This window comes from Burkholderia cepacia (genome assembly GCF_001039005.1).
In the GTDB taxonomy this organism is placed as follows: Bacteria; Pseudomonadota; Gammaproteobacteria; order Burkholderiales; family Burkholderiaceae; genus Burkholderia; species Burkholderia theae.
Window position 1 is genome coordinate 1 of sequence record NZ_LDWR01000120.1, and the last position, 18,055, is coordinate 18,055.

At 61.0% G+C, this 18,055-nt stretch carries 12 protein-coding genes and 1 tRNA gene; all 13 read left to right on the plus strand.

The genetic code is table 11. The annotated features are described in order from the left end of the window. Positions 1–81: 81 nt before the first annotated feature. The 13 genes from VL15_RS38125 (at position 82) to fusA (ending at position 17,985) form a co-directional block, all read left to right on the plus strand. Positions 82–157 (plus strand) — tRNA-Trp (locus tag VL15_RS38125). Positions 158–200: 43 nt separating this feature from the next. Further along, entirely contained in the window at positions 201–581 is a 381-nt protein-coding gene (gene secE / locus VL15_RS38130) for a preprotein translocase subunit SecE (RefSeq protein ID WP_006482892.1), read from the plus strand. 1 nt (position 582) lies between these two features. Further along, on the plus strand, positions 583–1,140 hold the full coding sequence (nusG, locus tag VL15_RS38135) for a transcription termination/antitermination protein NusG (protein WP_006400672.1): 558 nt from the start codon (positions 583–585) through the stop codon (positions 1,138–1,140). 140 nt (positions 1,141–1,280) lie between these two features. After that, positions 1,281–1,712, plus strand: coding sequence for a 50S ribosomal protein L11 (gene rplK / locus VL15_RS38140; protein WP_006753591.1), 432 nt, complete (start codon positions 1,281–1,283; stop codon positions 1,710–1,712). Then, positions 1,713–2,411 carry a 50S ribosomal protein L1 gene (rplA, locus tag VL15_RS38145; RefSeq protein ID WP_006482906.1) on the plus strand — a complete coding sequence of 233 codons (699 nt, stop codon included), beginning with the start codon at positions 1,713–1,715 and terminating at the stop codon, positions 2,409–2,411. Between the two features lie 295 nt (positions 2,412–2,706). Further along, the gene (gene rplJ / locus VL15_RS38150) at positions 2,707–3,204 is read left to right on the plus strand and encodes a 50S ribosomal protein L10 (protein WP_021161756.1); all 498 of its coding nucleotides are present in this window, start codon (positions 2,707–2,709) and stop codon (positions 3,202–3,204) included. Between the two features lie 63 nt (positions 3,205–3,267). Further along, positions 3,268–3,642, plus strand: a complete 375-nt coding sequence (rplL, locus tag VL15_RS38155; protein ID WP_048252067.1) for a 50S ribosomal protein L7/L12 — start codon at positions 3,268–3,270, stop codon at positions 3,640–3,642. Positions 3,643–4,019: 377 nt separating this feature from the next. Continuing rightward, positions 4,020–8,126 (plus strand): DNA-directed RNA polymerase subunit beta, encoded by a 4,107-nt coding sequence (gene rpoB, locus VL15_RS38160; protein WP_048252068.1) that lies wholly within the window; start codon positions 4,020–4,022, stop codon positions 8,124–8,126. Between the two features lie 21 nt (positions 8,127–8,147). After that, entirely contained in the window at positions 8,148–12,395 is a 4,248-nt protein-coding gene (gene rpoC, locus VL15_RS38165) for a DNA-directed RNA polymerase subunit beta' (protein ID WP_048252069.1), read from the plus strand. Between the two features lie 266 nt (positions 12,396–12,661). Next, complete coding sequence (gene recQ, locus VL15_RS38170) at positions 12,662–14,509, plus strand: DNA helicase RecQ (RefSeq protein WP_048252070.1); 1,848 nt, start codon at positions 12,662–12,664, stop codon at positions 14,507–14,509. 227 nt (positions 14,510–14,736) lie between these two features. Next, positions 14,737–15,117, plus strand: coding sequence for a 30S ribosomal protein S12 (gene rpsL / locus VL15_RS38175; RefSeq protein WP_006400662.1), 381 nt, complete (start codon positions 14,737–14,739; stop codon positions 15,115–15,117). A 172-nt stretch (positions 15,118–15,289) separates the two neighbouring features. Beyond that, positions 15,290–15,760 carry a 30S ribosomal protein S7 gene (rpsG, locus tag VL15_RS38180; protein WP_006477195.1) on the plus strand — a complete coding sequence of 157 codons (471 nt, stop codon included), beginning with the start codon at positions 15,290–15,292 and terminating at the stop codon, positions 15,758–15,760. 122 nt (positions 15,761–15,882) lie between these two features. Next, complete coding sequence (gene fusA / locus VL15_RS38185) at positions 15,883–17,985, plus strand: elongation factor G (protein WP_048252071.1); 2,103 nt, start codon at positions 15,883–15,885, stop codon at positions 17,983–17,985. The last annotated feature ends 70 nt before the right edge of the window (positions 17,986–18,055 follow it).

Genomic DNA, 18,055 nt, shown 5'->3' on the forward strand with positions numbered 1-18,055 from the left:
CGTCGCCAAGGTCATCGAGTAAGCCAGTTATTCGTTGATCGACAGTTTTGGGGCTGGCAGCAGCCGGCCCCAACATGGTTTAGGGGTATAGCTCAACTGGCAGAGCGTCGGTCTCCAAAACCGAAGGTTGGGGGTTCGATTCCCTCTGCCCCTGCCAAAAAATAGCCACGTGTCCTACGTGGCATTTGTTTTAAGGTGTTATGGCGAATCCATCCGTCGAAACTGTAAATACCTCCGGCGATAAGCTGATGCTGGCCCTGGGCGTATTGTTGGTCTTGGCCGGATTCGTGGGCTTCTTCTGGCTGGCCAATCAGCAGTGGTATGTCCGCGGTGCCGCGTTGGCGGTAGGTATCATCGCCGGCGTGGCCGTCGGGCTCATGTCCGCACCTGGCAAGAGCCTCATCGCCTTTGCCAAGGATTCGTACAAGGAAGTCCGGAAGGTCGTATGGCCTACCCGCAAGGAAGCGACGCAAACCACACTCGTCGTGTTCGGTTTCGTGCTCGTAATGGCGATTTTCCTCTGGTTGAGTGACAAATCGATCGAATGGGTGATTTTCTCGGCGATTCTGGGTTGGAAATGATATGAGCGATACTCCGGCATCCCCGAGCGGAAAACGTTGGTACGTCGTGCACGCCTACTCCGGTATGGAGAAGAGCGTGCAACGCGCGCTTCAGGAGCGCATCGAACGTGCTGGCATGCAGGACAAATTCGGTCAGATCCTGGTTCCGACCGAAGAAGTGGTCGAAGTCAAGGGCGGCCACAAGGCTGTGACCGAGCGTCGTTTCTTCCCCGGCTACGTGCTGGTGGAAATGGAAATGACGGACGAAACGTGGCACCTGGTGAAGAACACCGCGAAGGTCACCGGTTTCGTCGGCGGTGCGCGTAACCGCCCGACCCCGATTTCCCCGAAGGAAGTCGAGAAGATCATGTCGCAGATGCAGGAAGGCGTCGAAAAGCCGCGCCCGAAGACCCTGTTCGAAGTTGGCGAGATGGTGCGTGTCAAGGAAGGTCCCTTCACGGACTTCAACGGCACCGTCGAGGAAGTCAACTACGAAAAATCGCGCGTGCGTGTGTCGGTCACCATCTTTGGCCGCTCAACACCGGTCGAACTCGAGTTCGGTCAGGTCGAAAAAGTTTGATCCCGATTCGGTGGGCAGCCTTGGCTGCCCACCTTCGCGCTTACGGTCCGCGTTATGGCCGTTGAGGAGCGTCAGTAGCCAGCGGCGAAAGCGCGTTATCACTCACCGAACGTCGTCTGGCGTTCCAACGAGGTTTACAAATGGCAAAGAAAATTGTCGGCTTTATCAAGCTGCAGATTCCTGCAGGTAAAGCCAACCCGTCGCCGCCGGTCGGTCCGGCACTGGGCCAGCGCGGCCTGAACATCATGGAGTTCTGCAAGGCGTTCAACGCGCAGACTCAAGGCATGGAGCCGGGTCTGCCGGTGCCGGTGGTCATCACGGCATTCGCTGACAAGAGCTTCACGTTCGTGATGAAGACGCCGCCGGCGACCGTCCTGATCAAGAAGGCGGCGAAGGTGGACAAGGGCTCGAGCAAGCCGCACACCGACAAGGTCGGTTCGATCACGCGCGCTCAAGCTGAAGAAATCGCAAAGACCAAGATGCCGGACCTTACGGCAGCTGATCTGGACGCAGCCGTTCGCACCATCGCTGGTAGCGCACGCTCGATGGGCATCACTGTGGAGGGCGTGTAAATGGCTAAGATCTCCAAGCGCCGTCAGGCATTTGCCGCCAAGGTTGATCGTCAGAAGCTGTACGCGATCGAAGACGCACTGAGCCTCGTGAAGGAATGCGCGAGCGCGAAGTTCGACGAGTCGATCGACGTCGCAGTCCAGCTCGGCATCGATGCGAAGAAGTCGGACCAGGTCGTTCGTGGTTCGGTCGTTCTGCCGGCCGGTACGGGCAAGTCGGTTCGCGTTGCTGTGTTCGCGCAAGGCGAGAAGGCCGAGCAAGCGCGTGCAGCAGGCGCGGAAATCGTCGGTATGGAAGACCTGGCAGAGCAGATCAAGGCTGGCCAGATGGACTTCGACATCGTGATCGCTTCGCCGGACACGATGCGTATCGTCGGTACGCTCGGTCAGATCCTCGGCCCGCGCGGCCTGATGCCGAACCCGAAGGTCGGTACGGTCACGCCGGACGTCGCAACCGCCGTCAAGAACGCAAAAGCTGGTCAGGTGCAATTCCGTGTCGACAAGGCCGGTATCATCCACGCGACCATCGGCCGTGCATCGTTCGAGCCGACCGCGCTGCGTTCGAACCTGTCGGCGCTGATCGAAGCGCTGCAGAAGGCGAAGCCGGCAACGAGCAAGGGCGTGTACCTGCGCAAGATCGCACTGTCGAGCACGATGGGCGTCGGCGTGCGTGTCGACCAGGCTACGCTGGCAGCACAGTAAGCAAGTATTCGGGCCGCTTCGCTCGCGAAGCGGCCTTTATGGGCTTTGGGCGGTTGTTCGTGCAGCAAGGCGGGCAACCGGTTATCAAAGACCGTTGGTGGGGCGCAGCAGTCAGGTGATCCCTTAATTCAAGCCAACGCAGATGGCGAACCCGAAAAAGTTTTGCAGTGGTGAAGCCGCAGGCCGTGAAGCGATTCGCGGCGTGAGGTGGAAATACTCCTAACGAGGTCGGACGCCGTTGTTGAACGAGGTACGTGAGGTTTCGTGCCGAACGTATCGTTTCTGGAGGCTAACCGTGCCGCTTAATAGAGAAGACAAGCAAGCCGTCGTCGCTGAGGTTTCCGCGCAAGTCGCGAAGGCCCAGACCGTTGTGCTGGCTGAGTATCGTGGAATTGCGGTTGGCGATCTGACCAAGCTGCGCGCGAAAGCGCGTGAGCAACAGGTTTACCTGCGCGTGTTGAAGAACACGCTGGCGCGTCGCGCTGTTGAAGGTACGCCGTTTGCTCCGCTGGCAGAGCAGATGACTGGCCCGTTGATCTACGGCATCTCGGAAGATGCAATTGCTGCTGCTAAGGTCGTCAACGACTTCAGCAAGAGCAATGACAAGTTGGTCATCAAGGCTGGTTCGTTCGATGGCAAGGTGATGGACAAGGCTGGCGTGCAAGCGCTGGCAAGCATCCCGAGCCGCGAAGAACTGCTCTCGAAGCTGCTGTTCGTTATGCAATCGCCTGTTTCGGGCTTCGCGCGTGCTCTCGCCGCGCTGGCCGAGAAGAAGCAAGCGGAAGCTGCGTAATCGAACGTGCATCAGCGTCATTGATCGCTGGCTGTATCCGAATTCAATTTAGGAGTATTTCAAATGGCAATCGCAAAAGAAGACATCCTGGCAGCAGTCGAAGGGATGACCGTTCTGGAACTGAACGAACTGGTCAAGGCGTTCGAAGAGAAGTTTGGCGTGTCGGCAGCTGCAGTGGCAGTCGCTGGCCCGGCAGGCGGCGGCGCTGCTGCTGCTGTTGAAGAGAAGACCGAATTCACGGTCGTTCTGGCTGAAACCGGTAGCAACAAGGTCAGCGTGATCAAGGCCGTTCGCGAACTGACGGGCCTGGGCCTGAAGGAAGCGAAGGACCTGGTTGACGGTGCACCGAAGCCCGTCAAGGAAGGCGTCGACAAGGCTGCTGCTGAAGAAGCCAAGAAGAAGCTGGAAGAAGCAGGCGCGAAGGTCGAAATCAAGTAAGTTTCGACGCGCTGTGCGAAGGCTGGCGGTATTTTCACCGCCGGCCTTTTTGTGCTTTGTGGGGACGTTATTCTGGCACTCATTCGGGAGCCCGAATAATTGGCCCCAGAAGCCAAAGATAACCGTCTAATCGTTGTCATTGGTCACGATTGGCGTTTCTCTTTGTCTTCTGAAGCGACTGCAGAAGGCAAGTTTGGTCGGGTAGCGGGCAACACAGGCATCCGCTGCCGTCAGCCAGCGGTTGGTAGCGGCCAACCACCAAGCTTCTCGGCTCGTTCAAGCCGTCGGACGGCCATCGGGTCTCAGTCGGTGAACACTCGGGTTTGAAACGTCCAGGTATTCCGCCTCGATAGCACCCGCCGTGATTCGGAGATCGTATGCAATATTCCTTCACCGAGAAGAAGCGCATTCGCAAGAGTTTCGCGAAGCGCCCCATCGTTCACCAAGTTCCGTTCTTGCTGGCTACCCAGCTTGAATCATTCAGCACGTTTCTGCAAGCCGATGTGCTGGCGACGCAACGCAAGCCTGAAGGTTTGCAGGCCGCGTTCACATCGGTATTTCCCATTGTTTCGCACAACGGCTTCGCGCGCCTCGAGTTCGTGAGCTATGCGCTGTCCTCGCCGGCATTCAACATCAAGGAATGCCAGCAGCGTGGCCTGACGTACTGCTCCGCGCTGCGCGCGAAGGTCCGCCTTGTCATCCTCGACAAGGAATCGCCGAACAAGCCGGTCGTCAAGGAAGTGAAGGAGCAGGAAGTGTACATGGGCGAAATTCCGCTCATGACGCCGACGGGCTCGTTCGTCATCAACGGCACCGAGCGTGTCATCGTCTCGCAGCTGCACCGTTCGCCGGGCGTGTTCTTCGAACACGACAAGGGCAAGACGCACAGCTCGGGCAAGCTGCTGTTCTCGGCACGGATCATTCCGTACCGCGGCTCGTGGCTCGACTTCGAATTCGATCCGAAGGACATCCTGTACTTCCGCGTCGACCGTCGCCGCAAGATGCCGGTCACGATCCTGCTGAAGGCCATCGGCCTCACGCCGGAACAGATCCTCGCGAACTTCTTCGTTTTCGACAACTTCACGCTGATGGACGAAGGCGCGCAACTCGAGTTCGTGCCCGAGCGCCTGCGCGGTGAAGTCGCGCGTTTCGACATCACGGATCGCGACGGCAAGGTCATCGTCCAGAAGGACAAGCGGATCAACGCGAAGCACATTCGCGACCTCGAAGCCGCGAAGACCAAGTTCATCTCGGTGCCGGAAGACTATCTGCTCGGCCGCGTGCTGGCGAAGAACGTCGTCGACGGCGATACCGGCGAAGTGATCGCGAGCGCGAACGACGAAGTCACGGAAAGCGTGCTCGAGAAGCTGCGCGAAGCGGGCATCAAGGACATCCAGACGCTCTACACGAACGATCTGGACCAGGGCCCGTACATTTCGTCGACGCTGCGTGTCGACGAAACGACCGACCGCACCGCCGCGCGCATCGCGATCTACCGCATGATGCGTCCGGGCGAGCCGCCGACCGAAGAAGCGGTCGAGGCGCTGTTCAATCGTCTGTTCTACAGCGAAGAAGCGTACGACCTGTCGAAGGTCGGCCGTATGAAGTTCAACCGCCGCGTCAGCCGTGACGAGATCACCGGCCCGATGACGCTGCAGGACGACGACATCCTCGCAACGATCAAGATCCTCGTCGAGCTGCGTAACGGCAAGGGCGAAGTGGACGACATCGACCACCTTGGCAACCGTCGTGTGCGTTGCGTCGGCGAACTGGCGGAAAACCAGTTCCGCGCGGGTCTCGTGCGTGTCGAGCGCGCGGTCAAGGAACGCCTCGGCCAGGCCGAAAGCGAAAACCTGATGCCGCACGACCTGATCAACTCGAAGCCGATTTCGTCGGCGATTCGCGAGTTCTTCGGTTCGTCGCAGCTTTCGCAGTTCATGGACCAGACCAACCCGCTGTCGGAAATCACGCACAAGCGCCGTGTTTCCGCACTGGGCCCGGGCGGTCTGACGCGCGAGCGCGCAGGCTTTGAAGTCCGCGACGTGCACCCGACCCACTATGGCCGCGTGTGCCCGATCGAAACGCCGGAAGGTCCGAACATCGGCCTGATCAACTCGCTCGCACTGTATGCGCACCTGAACGAGTACGGCTTCCTCGAGACGCCGTACCGCAAGGTCGTGGACAGCAAGGTGACCGACCAGATCGACTACCTGTCGGCGATTGAGGAAGGCCGCTACATGATCGCGCAGGCGAACGCCGCGATCGACGAGAACGGCCAGCTGATCGACGAACTCGTGTCGTCGCGTGAAGCCGGCGAAACGATGATGGTCACGCCGGACCGTATCCAGTACATGGACGTGGCGCCGTCGCAGATCGTGTCGGTTGCAGCCTCGCTGATCCCGTTCCTCGAGCACGACGATGCGAACCGTGCACTGATGGGCTCGAACATGCAGCGTCAGGCCGTGCCGTGTCTGCGTCCGGAAAAGCCGGTCGTCGGTACGGGCATCGAGCGCACCTGTGCGGTCGACTCGGGCACGACGGTTCAGGCGTTCCGCGGTGGCGTCGTCGACTATGTCGACGCAGGCCGTATCGTGATTCGCGTGAACGACGATGAAGCGGTCGCAGGTGAAGTCGGTGTCGACATCTACAACCTGATCAAGTACACGCGTTCGAACCAGAACACGAACATCAACCAGCGTCCGATCGTGAAGATGGGCGACAAGGTCTCGCGCGGCGACGTGCTGGCCGACGGCGCCTCGACGGACCTGGGCGAGCTCGCGCTCGGCCAGAACATGCTGATCGCGTTCATGCCGTGGAACGGCTACAACTTCGAGGATTCGATCCTGATCTCGGAGAAGGTCGTGGCCGACGATCGCTACACGTCGATCCACATCGAAGAGCTGAACGTCGTTGCACGCGACACGAAGCTCGGGCCGGAAGAAATCACGCGCGACATCTCGAACCTGGCGGAAGTCCAGCTCGGCCGTCTCGACGAATCGGGCATCGTGTACATCGGTGCGGAAGTCGAAGCGGGCGACGTGATGGTCGGCAAGGTCACGCCGAAGGGCGAGACCCAGCTGACGCCGGAAGAGAAGCTGCTGCGCGCGATCTTCGGCGAGAAGGCATCGGACGTGAAGGACACGTCGCTGCGCGTGCCGTCGGGCATGAGCGGTACCGTGATCGACGTCCAGGTGTTCACGCGTGAAGGCATCCAGCGTGACAAGCGTGCGCAACAGATCATCGACGATGAACTGAAGCGCTACCGTCTCGACCTGAACGACCAGCTGCGCATCGTGGAAGGCGACGCGTTCCAGCGTCTCGCGCGCATGCTCGTGGGCAAGGTCGCGAACGGCGGTCCGAAGAAGCTCGCGAAGGGCACGAAGATCGACCAGGCTTACCTGGAGGACCTCGACCACTACCACTGGTTCGACATCCGCCTGGCGGACGACGAAGCAGCGGCACAGCTCGAAGCGATCAAGAACTCGATCGAAGAAAAGCGTCACCAGTTCGACCTCGCGTTCGAAGAGAAGCGCAAGAAGCTCACGCAAGGCGACGAACTGCCGCCGGGCGTGCTGAAGATGGTCAAGGTGTACCTCGCGGTGAAGCGCCGTCTGCAGCCTGGCGACAAGATGGCAGGCCGTCACGGTAACAAGGGTGTCGTGTCGAAGATCGTCCCGATCGAAGACATGCCGTACATGGCCGATGGCCGTCCGGCAGACGTCGTGCTGAACCCGCTTGGCGTGCCGTCGCGGATGAACGTGGGTCAGGTTCTGGAAGTGCACCTCGGCTGGGCCGCGAAGGGTCTCGGCTGGCGTATCGGCGAAATGCTGCAGCGTCAGGCGAAGATCGAGGAAATGCGCGTGTTCCTGACGAAGATCTACAACGAGTCGGGCCGCCAGGAAGATCTGGAAAGCTTCACCGACGACGAGATCCTCGAACTCGCGCGGAACCTGCGCGAAGGCGTGCCGTTCGCAACGCCGGTGTTCGACGGTGCGACCGAGGAAGAAATGGGCAAGATGCTCGATCTGGCCTTCCCGGACGACATCGCGGAACAGCTCGGCATGAACCCGTCGAAGAACCAGGTCCGTCTGTACGACGGCCGCACGGGTGAAATGTTCGAACGTCGCGTGACGCTTGGCTACATGCACTACCTGAAGCTGCACCACTTGGTCGACGACAAGATGCACGCGCGTTCGACGGGCCCGTACTCGCTCGTCACGCAGCAGCCGCTGGGCGGCAAGGCACAGTTCGGTGGCCAGCGTTTCGGTGAAATGGAAGTGTGGGCACTCGAAGCGTACGGCGCGTCCTACGTGCTGCAGGAAATGCTGACGGTGAAGTCGGACGACGTGAACGGCCGGACCAAGGTCTATGAGAACCTGGTCAAGGGTGATCACGTCATCGATGCAGGCATGCCGGAATCCTTCAACGTGCTCGTGAAGGAAATCCGCTCGCTCGGTATCGACATCGATCTCGACCGCAATTAATCGGACTACGGAGAGAAAGCAATGAAAGCTCTGCTCGATCTATTCAAGCAAGTCCAACAGGAAGAAGTTTTCGACGCGATCAAGATCGGTCTGGCTTCGCCTGACAAGATCCGTTCGTGGTCGTTCGGCGAAGTGAAGAAGCCGGAGACCATCAACTACCGTACGTTCAAGCCGGAACGCGATGGTCTCTTCTGCGCGAAGATCTTCGGGCCGATCAAGGACTACGAGTGCCTGTGCGGCAAGTACAAGCGTCTGAAGCACCGCGGCGTGATCTGCGAGAAGTGCGGCGTCGAAGTGACGCTGGCGAAGGTGCGTCGCGAACGCATGGGCCACATCGAACTGGCCTCGCCGGTCGCGCACATCTGGTTCCTGAAGTCGCTGCCGTCGCGTCTGGGCATGGTGCTCGACATGACGCTGCGCGACATCGAACGCGTGCTGTACTTCGAAGCATACGTGGTGATCGAACCGGGCATGACGCCGCTGAAGGCGCGGCAGATCATGACCGAAGAGGATTACTACAACAAGGTCGAGGAATACGGCGACGAATTCCGTGCCGAGATGGGCGCGGAAGGCGTGCGTGAACTGCTGCGCGCGATCAACATCGACGAGCAGGTCGAGACGCTGCGCACCGAGCTGAAGAACACCGGCTCGGAAGCGAAGATCAAGAAGTACGCGAAGCGCCTGAAGGTCCTCGAGGCATTCCAGCGCTCGGGCATCAAGCCCGAGTGGATGATCCTCGAAGTGCTGCCGGTGCTGCCGCCGGAACTGCGTCCGCTCGTGCCGCTGGACGGCGGCCGTTTCGCGACGTCGGACCTGAACGACCTGTATCGCCGCGTGATCAACCGTAACAACCGGTTGAAGCGTCTGCTCGAGCTGAAGGCACCTGAAATCATCGTCCGCAACGAAAAGCGGATGCTGCAGGAAGCTGTCGACTCGCTGCTCGACAACGGTCGTCGCGGCAAGGCGATGACGGGCGCGAACAAGCGTCCGCTGAAGTCGCTCGCCGACATGATCAAGGGCAAGGGCGGTCGTTTCCGTCAGAACCTGCTGGGCAAGCGCGTCGACTACTCGGGCCGTTCGGTCATCGTGGTCGGCCCGACGCTGAAGCTGCACCAGTGCGGTCTGCCGAAGCTGATGGCACTCGAGCTGTTCAAGCCGTTCATCTTCAACAAGCTGGAAGTGATGGGCGTCGCGACGACCATCAAGGCTGCGAAGAAGGAAGTCGAGAACCAGACGCCGGTGGTGTGGGACATCCTCGAAGAGGTGATCCGCGAGCACCCGGTGATGCTGAACCGTGCGCCTACGCTGCACCGTCTCGGTATCCAGGCGTTCGAGCCCGTGCTGATCGAAGGCAAGGCGATCCAGCTGCACCCGCTCGTCTGCGCGGCGTTCAACGCCGACTTCGACGGTGACCAGATGGCCGTTCACGTGCCACTGTCGCTCGAAGCGCAGATGGAAGCGCGCACGCTGATGCTTGCGTCGAACAACGTGCTGTTCCCGGCCAACGGCGATCCGTCGATCGTGCCGTCGCAGGATATCGTGCTGGGTCTGTACTACGCGACCCGCGAAGCGATCAACGGCAAGGGCGAAGGCCTGTCGTTCACGGGCGTGTCGGAAGCGATCCGCGCGTACGAGAACAAGGAAGTCGAGCTCGCATCGCGCGTCAACGTGCGGATCACCGAAATGGTCCGCAACGAAGACACGTCGGAAGGCGCGCCGGAATTCGTGCCGAAGATCTCGCTGTACGCGACGACCGTCGGCCGCGCGATCCTGTCGGAGATCCTGCCGCACGGCCTGCCGTTCTCGGTGCTGAACAAGCCGCTGAAGAAGAAGGAAATCTCGCGCCTGATCAACACGGCGTTCCGCAAGTGCGGTCTGCGCGCGACGGTGGTGTTCGCCGACCAGCTGATGCAGTCGGGTTTCCGTCTCGCGACGCGCGCCGGCATTTCGATCTGCGTGGACGACATGCTCGTGCCGCCGCAGAAGGAAACGATCGTCGGCGACGCCGCGAAGAAGGTGAAGGAATACGACCGTCAGTACATGTCGGGTCTCGTCACGTCGCAAGAACGCTACAACAACGTGGTCGACATCTGGTCGGCAACGTCGGAAGCGGTAGGCAAGGCGATGATGGAGCAGCTGTCGACGGAACCGGTTGTGGATCGCGACGGCAACGAAACGCGTCAGGAGTCGTTCAACTCGATCTACATGATGGCGGACTCGGGTGCTCGTGGTTCTGCGGTTCAGATTCGTCAGCTGGCCGGTATGCGTGGCCTGATGGCGAAGCCGGACGGCTCGATCATCGAGACGCCGATTACGGCGAACTTCCGTGAAGGCCTGAACGTGTTGCAGTACTTCATCTCGACCCACGGTGCACGTAAGGGTCTGGCTGATACGGCACTGAAGACGGCAAACTCGGGTTACCTGACGCGTCGTCTGGTCGACGTGACGCAGGATCTGGTGGTGGTCGAGGACGATTGCGGTACGTCCAACGGTGTCGCCATGAAGGCGTTGGTCGAAGGCGGTGAAGTCGTCGAAGCGCTGCGTGACCGTATCCTCGGTCGCGTGACGGTGGCTGACGTCGTCAATCCGGAAACGCAGGAAACGCTGTACGAAACGGGCACGTTGCTCGACGAAGACGCGGTCGAAGAAATCGAACGCCTCGGCATCGACGAAGTGCGCGTGCGTACGCCGCTGACTTGCGAAACGCGTTACGGTCTGTGCGCAGCCTGCTATGGTCGCGACCTGGGCCGTGGCTCGTCGGTCAACGTCGGCGAGGCAGTCGGCGTGATCGCGGCACAGTCGATCGGCGAACCGGGCACGCAGCTGACGATGCGTACGTTCCACATCGGTGGTGCGGCATCGCGTGCGGCAGTGGCTTCGTCGGTTGAAGCGAAGAGCAACGGTATCGTGCGCTTCACGGCCACGATGCGCTACGTCACGAACGCGAAGGGCGAGCAGATCGTCATTTCCCGTTCGGGCGAAGCGATGATCACCGACGACTTCGGTCGCGAGCGCGAGCGTCACAAAGTGCCGTACGGCGCGACGCTGCTGCAGCTCGACGGCGCAACCATCAAGGCCGGCACGCAGCTCGCCACGTGGGATCCGCTGACGCGTCCGATCATCACCGAGTACGGTGGTACGGTGAAGTTCGAGAACGTCGAGGAAGGCGTGACGGTCGCGAAGCAGATCGACGACGTGACCGGCCTGTCGACGCTGGTCGTGATCGACGTGAAGCGTCGCGGTTCGCAGGCTTCGAAGAGCGTGCGTCCGCAGGTGAAGCTGCTCGACGCGAACGGCGACGAAGTCAAGATTCCGGGCACGGAGCACGCAGTGCAGATCGGCTTCCAGGTCGGCGCGCTGATCACCGTGAAGGATGGCCAGCAGGTGCAGGTCGGTGAAGTGCTCGCACGTATCCCGACCGAAGCGCAGAAGACGCGTGACATTACCGGCGGTCTGCCGCGGGTGGCGGAACTGTTCGAAGCGCGTTCGCCGAAGGATGCCGGCATTCTGGCGGAAGTCACCGGCACGACGTCGTTCGGTAAGGACACGAAGGGCAAGCAGCGTCTCGTCATCACGGATCTCGAGGGCAACCAGCACGAGTTCCTGATCGCGAAGGAAAAGCAGGTGCTGGTCCACGATGCTCAGGTCGTCAACAAGGGCGAAATGATTGTGGACGGTCCGGCCGATCCGCACGACATCCTGCGTCTGCAGGGTATCGAGGCGCTGTCGCGCTACATCGTCGACGAAGTGCAGGACGTGTATCGTCTGCAGGGCGTGAAGATCAACGACAAGCACATCGAGGTGATCGTTCGCCAGATGCTGCGTCGTGTGCAGATCACCGACAACGGCGATACGCGCTTCATCCCGGGCGAACAGGTCGAGCGTTCCGACATGCTGGACGAGAACGATCGCATGATCGCCGAGGACAAGCGTCCGGCTTCGTACGACAACGTGCTGCTCGGTATCACGAAGGCATCGCTGTCGACCGACTCGTTCATCTCCGCGGCATCGTTCCAGGAAACGACCCGCGTGCTGACCGAAGCGGCGATCATGGGCAAGCGCGACGATCTGCGTGGCCTGAAGGAAAACGTGATCGTCGGCCGTCTGATTCCGGCCGGTACGGGTCTCGCGTTCCACAAGGCACGCAAGGCGAAGGAATCGTCGGATCGCGAGCGTTTCGACCAGATCGCAGCGGAAGAAGCGTTCGACTTCGGCACGCCGAGCGCGCCGGCAGCCGAAGAGCCGCAACAGCACCCGGCAGCCGAGTAAGCGCGGGCGGCGCGAGCCGCCTCGCCTCGCTGTCATCGAAACCGCCCGGTTCTGCCGGGCGGTTTTTTTTATCCGTCGTTCACGTGCATGACGCGCCTGCGCAACGCCGGCGGCGACCGCTTGCGAGCGGTGTGTCGCATCGCTGCAGGCCCGTCATGCACGCGAACGAACCCTGTCCGATTGGCCAACATTGCACGATTCGCCACGCGTCGTGCGAGCGGGTTGTTAAACTTGCGGTCATCGTTCTGCCGTCCTCGTTCTCATTCATGTCCCGCGCCCTCGAAATTCTCGACGAAGTTTTTGGTTATTCCGCATTTCGCGGCCAGCAGGGCGAGATCGTCGAACACGTCGCCAGCGGCGGCGATTGTCTCGTGCTGATGCCCACCGGCGGCGGCAAGTCGCTGTGCTACCAGATTCCGGCGCTGCTGCGCCGCGAGACCGGGCAGGGCGCCGGCATCGTCGTGTCGCCGCTGATCGCGCTGATGCAGGATCAGGTCGCCGCGCTGCGTGAAGTCGGCGTGCGCGCGGCGTACCTGAATTCGACGCTGTCGGGCGCCGAAGCCGCGGCGACCGAGCGCGCGCTGCGCGAAGGCGAGATCGACCTGCTGTACGTCGCGCCGGAACGGCTGATGACGGGGCGGTTCCTCGAGTTGCTCGAACGCGCGAAGATCGGCCTGTTCGCGATCGACGAAGCGCACTGCGTGTCGCAATGGGGGCACGATTTCCGCCCGGAATACATCCAGCTGTCGGTGCTGCACGAGCGGTTCCCGTCGGTGCCGCGCATCGCGCTGACCGCCACGGCCGACGAGATCACGCGCGACGAGATCATCCATCGTCTCGCGCTCGACGAGGCGCGCGTGTTCATATCGAGCTTCGATCGCCCGAACATCCGCTACCGGATTGTCGAAAAGGACAACGCGCGTTCGCAACTGCTCGACTTCATCCGCGCCGAACACACGAACACCGACGGCACGACGGATGCGGGCGTCGTCTATTGCCTGTCGCGCCGGAAGGTCGAGGAAACAGCCGAGTGGCTGAAGGCGCAGGGCGTGCGCGCGCTGCCGTATCACGCGGGAATGGAGTTCGAGGTGCGGCAGAAGCACCAGGAAATGTTCCAGCGCGAGGAAGGTGTCGTGATGTGCGCGACGATCGCGTTCGGCATGGGCATCGACAAACCCGACGTGCGCTTCGTCGCGCACCTGGACCTGCCGAAGAGCGTCGAAGGCTACTACCAGGAAACGGGCCGCGCGGGCCGCGACGGGATGCCGGCGAATGCGTGGATGGCGTATGGCCTCGGCGACGTCGTCCAGCAACGCAAGATGATCGAAGAGTCCGATGCGGACGACGCGCACAAGCGCGTTCAGACGTCGAAGCTCGACGCGCTGCTCGGGCTGTGCGAGACGATCTCGTGTCGCCGCGTGCGGCTGCTGAACTACTTCGGCGAAGAGAGCCGGCCGTGCGGCAACTGCGACACGTGCCTCGAGCCGCCCGATTCGTGGGACGCAACGCGCGAGGCGCAGATGGCGCTGTCGTGCGTGTTCCGCGCGCAGCGCGCGAGCGGCTTCAATTTCGGCTCCAGCCATCTGATCGAGATCCTGCGCGGCGGGCGTACCGAAAAGGTGTTGCAGCGCGGCCACGACCAGCTCACGACGTTCGGGATCGGCGCGTCGCTGTCGGAACCCGAATGGCGCGCGATTTTCCGGCAGCTGGTCGCGTACGGCTACCTGGCCGTCGATCACGGCGGCTTCGGCGCGCTCGTGCTGACCGAAGCCGCGAAGCCTGTGCTGAAGAACGAGGAAAAGGTCACGCTGCGTCGTTATGTGAAGCCGCAACGTACGCGCCAGTCGTCGAGCCGCAGCGGCACACGTGTCGACCCGACGGCCGGCATGGGCACGCGGGAGCGCGCACGGTGGGATGCGCTGCGCGCGTGGCGTGCGGAAACCGCGAAGACGGACGGCGTGCCGGCCTACGTGATCTTCCACGACGCGACGCTCGCGGAAATCGCGCGCAACGCACCGGAGTCGATCGACGACCTGCGCCATATCCCCGGCATGGGCGTGCGCAAGCTCGAGCGCTTCGGCGACGAGATCATCGACGTCGTCGAATCGGCCTGACACAGGTGTTCCGACCCTTCCGGTAAACCACGCGGTTGCCCGGTAAATCACGCAAGCCGTTGACTTGGTTGGTATTTCCGGAATATTATGCTGGGTTCCGGTATTCGGTGGGTCAGGTCGCGTTCCAAGGTTCGCGTCCGTTTTGCCGGCCCGGAAGTCAACTGTGCGTCGATTCTCGCTTTGCCCGAAATCGATGCGCGGATTTTGTTCAATTTCAGGAATAAACAATGCCAACCATCAACCAACTGGTTCGCAAAGGCCGTCAGTCGGAAACGACTAAGAGCAAGAGCCCGGCCTTGCAGGACTGCCCCCAGCGTCGCGGCGTGTGCACCCGTGTGTACACGACGACGCCGAAGAAGCCGAACTCGGCACTCCGTAAGGTCGCCAAGGTTCGTCTGACGAACGGCTTCGAAGTGATTTCGTACATCGGCGGTGAAGGCCACAACCTGCAGGAACACTCGGTTGTGCTGATCCGCGGCGGCCGTGTGAAGGACTTGCCGGGTGTGCGTTACCACATGGTTCGCGGCTCGCTGGATACCCAGGGCGTCAAGGATCGTAAGCAAGCGCGCTCGAAGTACGGCGCGAAGCGTGCAAAGGCTGCGAAGTAAGCAGTTTTTGATCAAGGATCGCCGTAGGGCGGTCGAGGCGGGAGTGCCGGATTGCCGGTGCTGTCGAGTAAGTGGTCACCCGGCCAAGCTGGTTAGTCGTGAAGATGTGATCGGGTTTGTTGGTGGCCGCGGGGCTGGATCCAGCTCCAACTGAACAAGTAAAGGAAGAATCATGCCGCGTCGTCGCGAAGTCCCCAAGCGGGAAGTGTTGCCGGATCCGAAGTTCGGCAACGTTGATGTAGCCAAGTTCATGAACATGCTGATGCTGTCCGGCAAGAAGTCGGTCGCAGAGCGCATCGTTTATGGCGCATTCGAACAGATCCAGACCAAGGGTGGCAAGGACCCGCTGGAAGTGTTCACGGTTGCGCTCAACAACGTGAAGCCGGTGGTCGAAGTGAAGAGCCGTCGCGTTGGTGGTGCCAACTATCAAGTTCCGGTCGAAGTGCGCCCGTCGCGTCGTATGGCATTGGCGATGCGCTGGCTGCGTGAGGCTGCGAAGAAGCGCAGCGAGAAGTCGATGGCTCTGCGCCTGGCAGGTGAACTCTCCGAAGCGGCCGAAGGCCGTGGCGGCGCGATGAAGAAGCGCGACGAAGTTCACCGCATGGCAGAAGCCAACCGCGCGTTCTCGCATTTCCGTTTCTAAGCGCCTGGCTGGGCTTTTTCGGAAATAAATTCCGGGCGGGTGCGCTTTTCAGGCGCCTCGCCCGTTTGTGTTGAAGCGCGATGCAGCAGGGCTGCATCGCGCCATCCCAGTAGAGGATCAAAGTGGCTCGCAAGACTCCTATCGAGCGCTACCGCAATATCGGTATTAGCGCTCACATCGACGCCGGCAAAACGACGACGACCGAGCGCATTCTGTTTTACACCGGTGTGAACCACAAGATCGGTGAAGTCCACGACGGCGCAGCCACGATGGACTGGATGGAGCAGGAACAGGAGCGTGGCATCACGATCACGTCCGCTGCTACCACGGCCTTCTGGAAGGGCATGGGCGGCAACTATCCGGAACACCGCATCAACATCATCGACACCCCGGGCCACGTTGACTTCACGATCGAAGTGGAGCGCTCGATGCGCGTGCTCGACGGCGCGTGCATGGTGTACTGCGCAGTGGGCGGCGTGCAGCCGCAGTCGGAAACGGTGTGGCGCCAGGCGAACAAGTACAAGGTGCCGCGTCTCGCGTTCGTCAACAAGATGGACCGTACCGGCGCGAACTTCTTCAAGGTCTATGACCAGCTCCGTCTGCGCCTGAAGGCAAACCCGGTTCCGGTCGTGGTGCCGATCGGTGCGGAAGAAGGCTTCAAGGGCGTCGTCGACCTGATCAAGATGAAGGCGATCGTTTGGGACGAGGCGTCGCAAGGCACCAAGTTCGACTACGTGGACATCCCGGCGGAACTCGCCGACACGTGCAACGAATGGCGCGAAAAGATGGTCGAGGCGGCTGCAGAGTCGAACGAAGACCTGATGAACAAGTACCTGGAAGCGGGCGAGCTGTCCGAAGCCGAAATCGTAAAGGGTCTGCGTGACCGTACGATCGCGTGCGAAATTCAGCCGATGCTGTGCGGTACCGCGTTCAAGAACAAGGGCGTGCAGCGTATGCTCGACGCCGTGATCGATTTCCTGCCGTCGCCGGTCGATATTCCGCCGGTTACGGGCGAACTCGAAAATGGCGAGAAGACGGAGCGCCGTGCTGCCGACGACGAGAAGTTCTCGGCACTCGCGTTCAAGATCATGACCGACCCGTTCGTCGGCCAGCTGATCTTCTTCCGCGTCTACTCGGGCGTTATCAATTCGGGTGACACGCTGCTCAATGCGACCAAGGACAAGAAGGAACGTCTCGGCCGTATTCTGCAGATGCACGCGAACCAGCGCGAAGAAATCAAGGAAGTTCGCGCGGGCGACATCGCTGCCGCGGTCGGCCTGAAGGAAGCGACCACGGGCGACACGCTGTGCGATCCGGCTCATCCGATCGTGCTCGAGCGCATGATTTTCCCGGAGCCGGTGATTTCGCAGGCAGTCGAGCCGAAGACGAAGGCTGACCAGGAAAAGATGGGCCTGGCGCTCAACCGTCTTGCTCAGGAAGATCCGTCGTTCCGCGTGCAGACCGACGAAGAATCGGGTCAAACGATCATTTCGGGCATGGGCGAACTCCACCTCGAAATTCTCGTCGACCGGATGAAGCGTGAATTCGGCGTGGAAGCGACCGTCGGCAAGCCGCAGGTGGCATACCGCGAAACCATTCGCAAGTCGGCCGCGGATGTCGAAGGCAAGTTCGTCAAGCAGTCGGGCGGCCGTGGTCAGTATGGCCATGCAGTCATTACGCTCGAGCGCAGCGAACTGGGCAAGGGCTACGAGTTCATCGACGCGATCAAGGGCGGCGTGATTCCGCGCGAATACATTCCGTCGGTTGACAAGGGTATCCAGGAAACGCTGAAGAGCGGCGTGCTGGCAGGCTTCCCGGTCGTCGACGTGAAGGTCACGCTGACGTTCGGTTCGTACCACGACGTCGACTCGAACGAAAATGCGTTCCGCATGGCCGGTTCGATGGCGTTCAAGGAAGCAATGCGCCGTGCTGATCCGGTTCTGCTCGAGCCGATGATGGCCGTGGAAGTGGAAACGCCGGAAGACTTCATGGGTAACGTGATGGGTGACCTGTCGGGTCGCCGCGGCATCATCCAGGGCATGGATGACATGGTTGGCGGCGGCAAGATCGTGCGCGCCGAAGTGCCGTTGTCGGAAATGTTCGGCTACTCCACGTCGCTGCGTTCGCTGACGCAAGGTCGCGCAACGTACACGATGGAGTTCAAGCACTACGCTGAAGCTCCGAAGAACGTTGCGGAAGCGATCATCAGCGCGAAGTCGAAGTAATTCGCGATCACAATCGATTATTTTTGAAAGAAGAGAATCATGGCAAAAGGTAAATTCGAGCGGACCAAGC

Excerpts from the sequence above, each read along its gene's own strand:
- secE (WP_006482892.1), top strand. The coding sequence starts at position 201 with ATGGCGAATCCATCCGTCGAAACTGTAAATACCTCCGGCGATAAGCTG.
- nusG (WP_006400672.1), top strand. The coding sequence starts at position 583 with ATGAGCGATACTCCGGCATCCCCGAGCGGAAAACGTTGGTACGTCGTG.
- rplK (WP_006753591.1), top strand. The coding sequence starts at position 1,281 with ATGGCAAAGAAAATTGTCGGCTTTATCAAGCTGCAGATTCCTGCAGGT.
- rplA (WP_006482906.1), top strand. The coding sequence starts at position 1,713 with ATGGCTAAGATCTCCAAGCGCCGTCAGGCATTTGCCGCCAAGGTTGAT.
- rplL (WP_048252067.1), top strand. The coding sequence starts at position 3,268 with ATGGCAATCGCAAAAGAAGACATCCTGGCAGCAGTCGAAGGGATGACC.
- rpoB (WP_048252068.1), top strand. The coding sequence starts at position 4,020 with ATGCAATATTCCTTCACCGAGAAGAAGCGCATTCGCAAGAGTTTCGCG.
- rpoC (WP_048252069.1), top strand. The coding sequence starts at position 8,148 with ATGAAAGCTCTGCTCGATCTATTCAAGCAAGTCCAACAGGAAGAAGTT.
- recQ (WP_048252070.1), top strand. The coding sequence starts at position 12,662 with ATGTCCCGCGCCCTCGAAATTCTCGACGAAGTTTTTGGTTATTCCGCA.
- rpsL (WP_006400662.1), top strand. The coding sequence starts at position 14,737 with ATGCCAACCATCAACCAACTGGTTCGCAAAGGCCGTCAGTCGGAAACG.
- rpsG (WP_006477195.1), top strand. The coding sequence starts at position 15,290 with ATGCCGCGTCGTCGCGAAGTCCCCAAGCGGGAAGTGTTGCCGGATCCG.